Source organism: Mycobacterium sp. 1245852.3 (assembly GCF_001669335.1).
GTDB lineage: Bacteria > Actinomycetota > Actinomycetes > Mycobacteriales > Mycobacteriaceae > Mycobacterium > Mycobacterium europaeum_A.
This window is the reverse complement of sequence record NZ_LZLL01000122.1, coordinates 1-9,339: the sequence shown is the minus strand read 5'-3', so window position 1 is coordinate 9,339 and position 9,339 is coordinate 1. Positions and strand designations below refer to the sequence as shown.

The 9,339-nt window shown below is 68.8% G+C and carries 6 protein-coding genes and 1 pseudogene; 3 read left to right on the top strand and 4 right to left on the bottom strand.

Annotation, left to right across the window (positions count from 1 at the left end):
- Positions 1-316: aldehyde dehydrogenase family protein (locus A9W96_RS05535; RefSeq protein WP_156765122.1), on the bottom strand; the 316-nt coding region annotated here is incomplete at its 3' end.
- Positions 317-406: 90 nt separating this feature from the next.
- Here A9W96_RS05535 and A9W96_RS05530 point away from each other — a divergent pair.
- From A9W96_RS05530 to A9W96_RS05520, 3 genes are all read left to right on the top strand, one after another.
- Complete coding sequence (locus A9W96_RS05530) at positions 407-2,053, top strand: acetolactate synthase large subunit (RefSeq protein WP_066865964.1); 1,647 nt, start codon at positions 407-409, stop codon at positions 2,051-2,053.
- A gap of 67 nt (positions 2,054-2,120) precedes the next feature.
- Positions 2,121-3,032 carry a LysR family transcriptional regulator gene (locus A9W96_RS05525; RefSeq protein WP_067138322.1) on the top strand — a complete coding sequence of 304 codons (912 nt, stop codon included), beginning with the start codon at positions 2,121-2,123 and terminating at the stop codon, positions 3,030-3,032.
- 104 nt (positions 3,033-3,136) lie between these two features.
- Complete coding sequence (locus A9W96_RS05520; RefSeq protein WP_067138320.1) at positions 3,137-4,291, top strand: NAD-dependent formate dehydrogenase; 1,155 nt, start codon at positions 3,137-3,139, stop codon at positions 4,289-4,291.
- A gap of 39 nt (positions 4,292-4,330) precedes the next feature.
- Here the strand turns inward: A9W96_RS05520 and A9W96_RS05515 are convergent, their stop codons facing one another.
- From A9W96_RS05515 to A9W96_RS05505, 3 genes and pseudogenes are all read right to left on the bottom strand, one after another.
- A complete protein-coding gene (locus tag A9W96_RS05515; protein WP_066865956.1) occupies positions 4,331-5,332 on the bottom strand; it encodes an ABC transporter substrate-binding protein in 1,002 nt (333 codons plus the stop codon).
- Between the two features lie 251 nt (positions 5,333-5,583).
- A complete protein-coding gene (locus A9W96_RS05510) occupies positions 5,584-7,029 on the bottom strand; it encodes a lipase maturation factor family protein (RefSeq protein ID WP_067138318.1) in 1,446 nt (481 codons plus the stop codon).
- 87 nt (positions 7,030-7,116) lie between these two features.
- A pseudogene (locus A9W96_RS05505) lies at positions 7,117-9,339 on the bottom strand (discoidin domain-containing protein); the annotation flags it as partial.

The following is a 9,339-nucleotide window of genomic DNA, read 5'->3' as shown; positions in this document are numbered from 1 at the left end:
CGTCGGCCAGCAGCTTCTCGGCGTTTTCGGCGTAGTAGCGAAAACCCTTGGCGCACTTCAGCGCTTCCGCCTTGGCCGACTTCAGGGTCTTGCCCATCTCCAGCGTCATCATGGCGGCGACATCGTCGGCCTCCGCCTCGAGCAGGTCGGCGGTGGCGTTTGCCCACTCGGCCCGCTGGGCAAACGTGGTGTTGTGGCGGTAATCGAGGAAGCGTTCGTAGGCACGGGCAATCGCGGCGTCGACTTCCTGGTCGGTGGCCGGGGTGAAGGTCTTCACTGTCTCGCCGGTAGCCGGGTTAATGGTGGCGATGGGCACGTCGGCCCTCCTTCATCGGGTTCGTGTTGCTTACGGCTGAAAAGTCCAACACCTAGCCTGCCACTATCGTTCCCCTAAGGGAGGTGTCGGATGACCAAAGCCGCTGAGCTGATCGTCAAGTGCCTGGAAAACGAGGGTGTTTCCGTCGTGTTCGGGGTGCCCGGCGAGGAGAACATCCGGTTGGTGCAGGCGCTGGCTTCCTCGTCCATCCGTTATGTGCTCACCCGGCACGAGCAGGCCGCCTCGTTCATGGCCGAGATGTACGGCAGGGTCACCGGACGCGCCGCGGTGGTCTCGGCCACGCTGGGCCCCGGCGCCATCAACATGCAGCTCGGGGTGGCCGACGCCACCACCAACAGCACCCCGCTGGTCGCCATCTCCGCGCAGGTGGGCCACGACCGGGAGTTCAAGGAGTCACACCAGTACGTCGACCTGGTGTCGATGTTCGCCCCCATCACCCGGTGGTCGGCCGGCGTCCCGACCGCGCGGGCCATCCCCGAGATGGTCCGCAAGGCGTTCAAAGTCTCCGAGGCCGAGCGTCCGGCCGCGGTCTACCTGGCGGTGCCCGAGCACATCGACGCCGACGACACCGACTACGACCTGCGACCGTTGCCCCGCAATGTCGTCCGCGCCGACGCGCCGGCCCCGCGCCAGGTGGCGCGCGCCGTCGATGTGCTGCGCAACGCCAAACGCCCGGTGGTGCTGGCCGGGCACGGCGCCGCGCGCGCCGACGCGACCAAGGCCCTGGTGCGCTTCTCCGAGGAATTCGGCATCCAGGTGGCCAACACGTTCCACGGCAAGGGCGTCATGCCCGACGACCACCCGAACAGCATCGGGACGCTGGGCTTCATGCGGCACGACTACGTCAACTTCGGCTTCGACAACGCCGACGCCGTCATCGCCGTCGGCTACGAGTTGCAGGAATTCGACCCGGTCCGGATCAACCCGCAGGGCGACAAGAAGATCATCCACATCCACCGCTTCCCGGCCGAGGTGGACGCGCACTACTCCGTCGACGTGGGGATCATCGGCGACATCAGCGACTCGCTGAACGCCCTGACCGACGCGCTGTCCGGTCATACCTTCGACCACGCCGCCGATGTGCCCGGCTCGGGCCTGCTGGCCGACGAATTCGAACGGGGACAACAGGATTCGCGCTACCCGCTGGCGCCCGCCCGGGTGGTCGCCGATACCCGCGCGGCGCTGGGTCGCAGCGACATCGTGCTGGTCGACACCGGAGCCACCAAGATGTGGATGGCGCGGCTCTACCCGACCTTCGAGCGCAATACCTGCCTGATCTCGAATGGCTTGTCCACCATGAGTTTTGCCCTCCCGGGGGCGCTGGGTGTCAAGCTGGCGCAGCCGGAGGCCAAGGTGCTGGCCGTCGTCGGCGACGGCGCGTTCCTGATGAACTCGCAGGAAATCGAGACCGCCGTGCGCGAGCGCATCCCGCTGGTGGTGCTGATCTGGGAGGACGGTGGTTACGGCCTCATCGAATGGAAGATGGACCTCGAGCTCGGGGCGCACTACTACGTGAAGTTCAACAACCCCGACGTGGTCAAGTACGCAGAAAGCTTCGGCGCCAAGGGATACCGGATCAACAGCGCCGACGAACTGCTGCCCACGCTGCGGGCCGCGCTCGACGACGACGGTGTGTCGCTGATCAGTTGCCCGGTCGACTACTCCGAGAATCTACGGCTGACCGACCGCCTCGGCGAGCTGGACGAAACGCTCTAGAGAGCGCGCCGGCCTTCGGGAGACCTGCGAACGAGCGTCCCGCCGGGCCACGTGATCGAATGGGCACATGCTGTTCCGTCAGCTGGAGTACTTCGTCGCGCTCGCGCAGGAGCGCCATTTCGCCCGCGCGGCGAGCGCCTGTTACGTCTCCCAACCCGCGCTGTCGGAAGCGATCCGCAAGCTCGAATCGGAACTCAACGTTCCGTTGGTGCGGCGCGGTCAGAAGTTCGAGGGCCTCACCCCGGAGGGTGAGCGGCTGGTGCCGTGGGCGCGGCGCATCCTGGCCGACCGCGACGCCCTCAAGCAGGAAGTCACCGCGCTGCAGGCCGGCCTGACCGGTGAATTGCGGCTTGGGGTGGTACCGGCCGCGTCGACTACCGTTGCGTTGCTGACGGATCCGTTCTGCGCGGCGCATCCGTTGGTCCGGGTTCAGCTCGAGGTCAACCTGCGCTCGGCCGGCATCGTGGAACGCGTCCGCAGGTTCGAACTGGACGCGGGCATCCTGTATCCGGACCAACAGGACACGGCCGACCTGCTGGTCACCCCGCTGTATCACGAGCAGCCGGTGCTCATCGCCGCCGCCGAACTCCTTGGTGGCGAAGCGAAAAACATGACGTGGTCGGACGCCGTGCAGTTGCCGCTGTGCCTGCTGACGCAGGGCATGCGGGGGCGCCGGCTCATCGACGACGCGCTGGCCACCCATGGCCTGCAGGTGACCCCGCGGCTGGAAACCGATTCCGTGGCAGCGCTGTTCGCGCACGTCCGCACCGGCCGGTGGGCGAGCATCGTGCCGCAACCGTGGATTCACACCCTGGGCGTGCCCGCCGGGGTCAGCGTGCTGGCGTTGCGGCGCCCGTCGGTCACCGCGTTGATAGCGCTGGTCACCAACCGGGCCGAGCCGGGCTCGTTGCTGACCCGCGCGCTGCGCCGCACCGCGCGCGAGGCCCGCATCGGCGCGACGCTCAGCGAGCCGTCCTAGCGGCGCTGATCGGCGCCGCCTATCGGCCGGTCGGAATCGCGTCTTGGACAACCGCGCGGTCGCCGTCTGAGACTGGGCCTGACCGCCGGCTGAAGGAGAACTCGATGGCCAAGTGTGTGATGGTGCTCTACCCCGATCCCGTCGACGGGTACCCGCCGCACTACGCGCGCGACAGCGTCCCGGCGATCCAGGGATACCCCGACGGCAGCACCGTGCCGACCCCGTCGACGCTCGACTTCACTCCCGGCGAGCTGCTCGGCTGTGTCTCGGGCGCTTTGGGGCTGCGCAAGTTCTTCCAAGACGCCGGGCACGAATTGGTGGTGACCTCGGACAAGGACGGCCCCGATTCGGAATTCGAGCGCGAGCTGGCCGATGCGGAAATCGTGATATCGCAACCGTTTTGGCCGGCCTACCTGACCAAGGAGCGCATCGCCAAGGCGCCCAACCTCAAGTTGGCCCTGACCGCCGGCATCGGCTCGGACCACGTTGATCTGGACGCGGCGCAAGCGCGCGGGATCACCGTGGCCGAGGTGACGTACAGCAACAGCATCAGCGTCGCCGAGCACACGGTGATGCAGATCCTGGCGCTGGTCCGCAATTTCGTGCCGTCGCACCGGTGGGCGACCGACGGCGGCTGGAACATCGCCGATTGCGCCGCACGCGCCTACGACCTGGAGGGGATGGACGTCGGAGTGATTGCCGCCGGGCGGATCGGGCGTGCGGTGTTGCGCCGGCTGGCACCGTTCGACGTCAACCTGCACTACACCGACACCCGCCGGCTGGCGCCGGAAGCCGAGAAACGACTCAACGTGACGTTTCACCCCACGGTCGAATCGCTGGTGCGGGCGGTCGACGTGGTGTCCATCCACTCGCCGCTCTACGACGGCACCCGCAGGATGTTCGACGAGAAGCTGATTTCGACGATGCGGCGGGGCTCCTACATCGTCAACACGGCCCGCGCCGAGGAGACCGTCCCGGAGGCCATCGCGGGCGCGCTGCGGTCCGGTCAGCTGGCCGGCTACGCCGGGGACGTGTGGTATCCGCAGCCACCGCCACCCGACCACCCCTGGCGGACGATGCCGAATAACGCCATGACACCGCATGTTTCGGGCACCACATTGTCCGCGCAGGCGCGCTACGCGGCCGGCACCAGGGAAATCCTGGAAAGCTGGTTCGCCGGCACGCCGATCCGCCCCGAGTACCTGATCGTCGAAGGCGGCAAGCTAGCGGGCACCGGGGCGCTGTCCTACCGGAAGTAGCCGCGGTGCGCGGACCTCGGAGCGACAGCCCTCAGCGGATTAGTGAGTCGCCGCCGTGGCGTTGAAGCGACGATCCACCCAGTCGCCGAAATGCGGCGCGGACTGGATCTGGCCGGCGGCCGCGAACAGATCGGTGAGCCGTTGCTCGGCGCCCACCACGGTGTCGTCCAGCGGGATCGGCTGGCGCAGCGTGCGTCCCTGCGCGACGGCGGCGACGGCGGGGTCGACGCCGGCGGACTTGGCGTATTCGGCGGCCCACTCCTGCGGGTGCTCGCGAGCCCATGCCGCGGCTCGGGCGTATCGCGTCAGCAGATCCCCCAGGGCCGTGTTGGTCTTCGCATCGGCCAGTGCCTTGTCGGAGGCGATGCCAAACGAGTACTTGTGCTTGCGTGTGACCAGGCCGCGCACCGGGAGCTGCTGTTCGGCCTGGGCGGTATAGGGATCCCACACCGCCCAGGCGTCGACCTGACCGTTACGAAATCCGGACAGGGCGTCGGCGGGCTGCAGGAACACGAGGTGGACATCGGCCGGTTTGAGACCGGCCTTGTCCAGCTGGTCGAGCACATTGGCGTGCGCTGAGCTGCCCTTGGCGAGCGCGATCGTCTTGCCGCGCAGGTCGGGGACCGACCGGATGGTCGAATCGGTGTGGACCAGGATCTGGTCGCCGGGACCGCCGCCGTCGTAGGCGGACACCACCTTGATGCGGGCGTTGGCGACCGCGCCGAAGATCGGTGGGGTGTCACCGGTGATGGCGAAATCGATCTTGCCCGCGGCGGCGGCTTCGACCATCGGGGGCCCGGAGGTGAAGGTCGAGAAGTCGATCCGGTACGCAAGGCCCTGCAGTTGGCCGGCGGCGCGCAGCATGGCTTCGGTGGCCACGCTCTTTTGATCGCCGACCTTCAGCGTGAGGTCGGCCAGCTGGGACAGCGGGACTTGCGTCGGCACCTGACCGGGACCGGCGGCGTGTTGGCGGGAGACGCACGCCGGCAGCAGCAGCGCGAGGCCGGCCAGCAGGACCGCGGCATAGCGCCGCGCCGACATCGGACTCCGCCGACTCGGACACCGGGTTGACCGAGCGGTTCGGTGCGGTACCGAAGGTCGCCCGGTGCGGGCCAAAAGCGAAGTGCTGGACAGACTCACAGGTTGCGTATCCTCGTAGCGGTTCGACACGTGCGATTCGCGCCGGCAAGAACTGCGGCGCAGTGCCAGGCGAGGCTATGGCGGATCGGTTGGGCTGACCAGGGTTTGAATTGCGGTGAACGGAACCGCGCCGGGACACCCGTTTCTCGGCCTCAAGTGGCGGTGGTCACCCGCGGCAGACTCATCGGCGGCACGTACCCGCCGATCAGGCCGCGATGCCACCAGGCCCGATCACGACGCAGCTCGGCCGGCGTGGTGAAGCGGTACTGGTAGAGCTGCGCCCGCACGAACTTCGGTGGTGCATCCGGGAAGGGGTTGTGCCGCAACAACCGCAGCGTGGGTCGATCGTTTTCCAGCAGCCGCTGCAAGAACGGCCGCAACCACGGCTGCGCGTAGCCCGGCGAGATCGCGGCGAACCACATCAGCCAGTCCAGGCGCAGATGATAGGGGGCCCACTGTCGCGGCAGCCGGCGCAGCGCGCCCGGCTTGCCCTTGAATTCGTATTCCTTCCAGACGGTGCGGGCGGTGACGACCGCGTCGTCGGTGCCCTCGATCACCACCTCGCGGCGGATCCGCCCGATGCTGCCGAAGGCGCCGTAGGTGTTGACCAAGTGGAACGAGTTGAAAGACATGTTCATTCGCTGCCGCGAGGACAGCATGTTCGCCAGCGGCCAGTAGCTCATGAACAGCACGGCCGCGGCGATCGCGACGACCAGGCCGATGAACCACAGCGGCGTCGGACCCGCATGCGCCGGGGCCAGGCTCGTGGACAGCACCGCCGCGACCGACGCGTCGTCGATGGCGCTGAACGCCAGCACGATGGTCACCCAGTTGAGCCACGCGAAATTACCCGAGGCGACCAGCCACAGCTGGGTGACGACGATGATCGCGGCGGCCACGCCGGCCACCGGCTGCGGCGCGAACAGTCCGAACGGCACGATCAGCTGCGCGAAATGGTTGCCCGCCACCTCAATCCGGTGCAGCGGCTTGGGGAGATGGTGAAAAAACCAGCTCAACGGGCCCGGCATCGGTTGCGTCTCATGGTGATAGTACAAACACGTCAGGTCACGCCAGCACGGGTCGCCGCGCATCTTGATCAGTCCCGCGCCGAATTCCACACGGAACAACAGCAGCCGAACCATCCACAACGTCAGGACAGGAGGTGCCACGTCGTGGTTGCCCAAAAAGATCATCAGAAAGCCGGTTTCGAGCAACAGTGATTCCCAGCCGAACGAGTACCAGGTCTGCCCCACGTTCACGATCGACAGATAGAATACCCACAGCGTCAGCCACATCGCCATCGCGGCCCACAGCGGCATCGCGTCGGCGGCCCCGGCGACGACGGCCGCCGACAACGCCGCTCCGAACCAGGCGACGGCCGCAAACAACCGATCGGAATAGCGCAAATGAAACAGGCTCGGCGTGCGCCAAAACGATTGGCGCGCCAGAAACTGCGGAATGGGCAGGATGCCCCGCTCACCGATGAGCGCGCGGAACTGGACCGCGGCCGCAACGAACCCGAGCAGATAGATCGCCGCGGCGCCGCGCTCGAGCACCAGTCTGCCCACCCAATATTGGGGTGCGGAAAACCAGTCCATGGCGCTAGCTCCTCGGTCGATGGCGGTTACGCCAACCCGCGTATCCAGTCAATCAGCCGGTAAACGGGTAGCCAATAGCCCGGCCGACTATTCGTCGCGCGGCCCGTCGGCCCGAGCGGTCCGCCGACGCGGTGCGGTCACGACCGAAGCGGCAAGCACTGCAAGCGAAATCAGGGCCAGCGCCTGGACACTCGCGGAGTGGCCGGCGTAGCCGTCGGCCGACCGCCAGGGCTGGCGCGACAGCGCCGCCCCCGCCAGGATCAGCCCGCCGGCGCCGCACACCACGCTGAGGTGCTCCCAGCGCCGCTGGTCCAACGCGTACCGCAGGGCCAGGGCCACCCCCATCACCGCCACGCCGCCCACGCCCGCGATCACCGCCGCGGCGGCCAGCACGGGGACGGCCGCCCACACGCCGGGCCGCCACGGTCGCGCGGGCTCGGCCGTGTCGTCGACGCCCTTTCTCCGGGTGCGCCAGAGCGCCAGCAGCGCCAGCAGCGGCAGCAGGGACAGCCCCACGGCCAGGCCCGCCCGGTAGAGCGAGTTGGAGGCGAACGTCAGCGTGATGGTCCCGGGGTCGCCCGCGGGCACCACCCAGCCCTGCTGCCACCCGTTGACGGCGATCGGCGTCAGGCGTGTCCCGGTGCTGGTGCGCGCCACCCAACCGGGGTTGATGCTTTCCGGGACGACCAGCACGCGGGAGGTGGTCGAGGCCGGTGCCTGCACCTCGCGGCGATCCGGGCCCCATCCCCGCCATGACGAAACCCGAACGGGCCGTGCGGCTTCGGCGGGGACGGGGGCGGACAGCTGGGCCCCGTCCACCACGAACTGAGCGCCTGGGCTGATCAGCAATTCCTGTTGACCCGCGGGCAGCTCGATCGGGTCGCGTTCGCACGGCAACGCCGCGATGGGAGCGTCATCCAGGATCGCCCCAACCGTGGTGTGAATCGCGGTGTGCACGAACCGGCCCGCGACCGCGATGACGGGTCCGCGCTCGCAGCCGACGGTGACCTCCCGGGCGCGGTTGCGGCCGGGGTCGGGTGCCGCGATCGGGTTGCCGTCGGCGCCCAGCGCCGCGATTTCGGCCAGCCCGGGCGGCTTGAGCTGGTCGAAACCCAACGCGTTGCGGTCGATGACGTCCGCCCAGTTCAGCAGGCTGACGGTCACGGTGTCGGTCACCCGGGGTTTGACCGGAATCGATTGCGTCCCGTCGGCTTTCACCGCGGCCACTTGCGGCCCGTCGCCCAGGTTGACGGCCACCATCGTCGGATGCACGGGCAGCACCGATTGGCCGGGAGTCAGCCGCACGCCGGTGACCTCGGTGGGCCGTGGCAGGGTGAGCGTCAGGGTGGGCGGGGTCTTGTGCTGCACCACCCGCTGGGGCGCCGTCCACGCGGTTGCCGGGTCGCCGTCCGTCGCCGCGTAGGCCGAACCGAGGACGTCCACTGTGTCCGAATCACCATGAGCCACAGTGGTATTCGGCTCGGCGATCAGGTCGGCGAGCTTGGGGCCCTGCCGCGGCCGCACCCACACCGCCGGGGTGACCGTCATCGGCGTCGGCACGGTCAGCGTCCGGCTGAAGTTGACCGGTTCCTCCGGGGCCAGGGCCATCGACGGCGCGCAGCGCACGGCGTCGGGCGCGCGGGCGCAGCCGGGCCTGCCCAGCAGCTCCGATCCCAGGTCCCAGCCCGCGACCGGCGTGCCCGCCGGCGGCCCCGGCACCCGCACGGTGTGTCGCAGGTCGACCTGGTGGGCGAACCCGGACGCGTCGTACTGGGTGACCGTCAGGTCGGTGATGCCGAACTGCACCCCGGCCGAACCGTCGTCGGTGCCCGCCGCGGTGATCCGCACCCACGGCGTCTCGCCGTAGGGGAGTGCCGCGGCCAGCGGCTTGCCCGGCTCGTCGAAGCGCAAAGTGGTGCTGCCGGTGGCGGTTTCGATCAGGATGCGACGCACCTGGGCGCCGACGGCGGTGGCGCTGGGCGTCAACGTGATCGCCGCGTTGGTCACCGGGTGGTCGAAATCGATCCGCATCCATTGACCGACGGCGGCCTGCAGCGAGTTGGACACCCAGGCGGTCGCCGAATCCCCGTCGATCGCGGCGGCCGGCGAGGTCGCCGGTGCGACGTCGGGCATGGCGGTCGAATCCGACGACGAACTCGATACCGTGATCCGGCCGCCGGTCCAGGCGCCGGCCACCGGATCGGCGCCGGGGACGGGGTAGTCGGGCACCCGATTGAAGGTGTGCCGCGCGTCGCCCGGGGCCCGGACGGCCGACGAATGTTGGTCCACCCGGCCGTAATCCGTCTCGCG

Coding starts and splice junctions, on each gene's coding strand:
- A9W96_RS05515 (WP_066865956.1), bottom strand. CDS start 5,332: ATGTCGGCGCGGCGCTATGCCGCGGTCCTGCTGGCCGGCCTCGCGCTG.
- A9W96_RS05525 (WP_067138322.1), top strand. CDS start 2,121: ATGCTGTTCCGTCAGCTGGAGTACTTCGTCGCGCTCGCGCAGGAGCGC.
- A9W96_RS05520 (WP_067138320.1), top strand. CDS start 3,137: ATGGCCAAGTGTGTGATGGTGCTCTACCCCGATCCCGTCGACGGGTAC.
- A9W96_RS05510 (WP_067138318.1), bottom strand. CDS start 7,029: ATGGACTGGTTTTCCGCACCCCAATATTGGGTGGGCAGACTGGTGCTC.
- A9W96_RS05530 (WP_066865964.1), top strand. CDS start 407: ATGACCAAAGCCGCTGAGCTGATCGTCAAGTGCCTGGAAAACGAGGGT.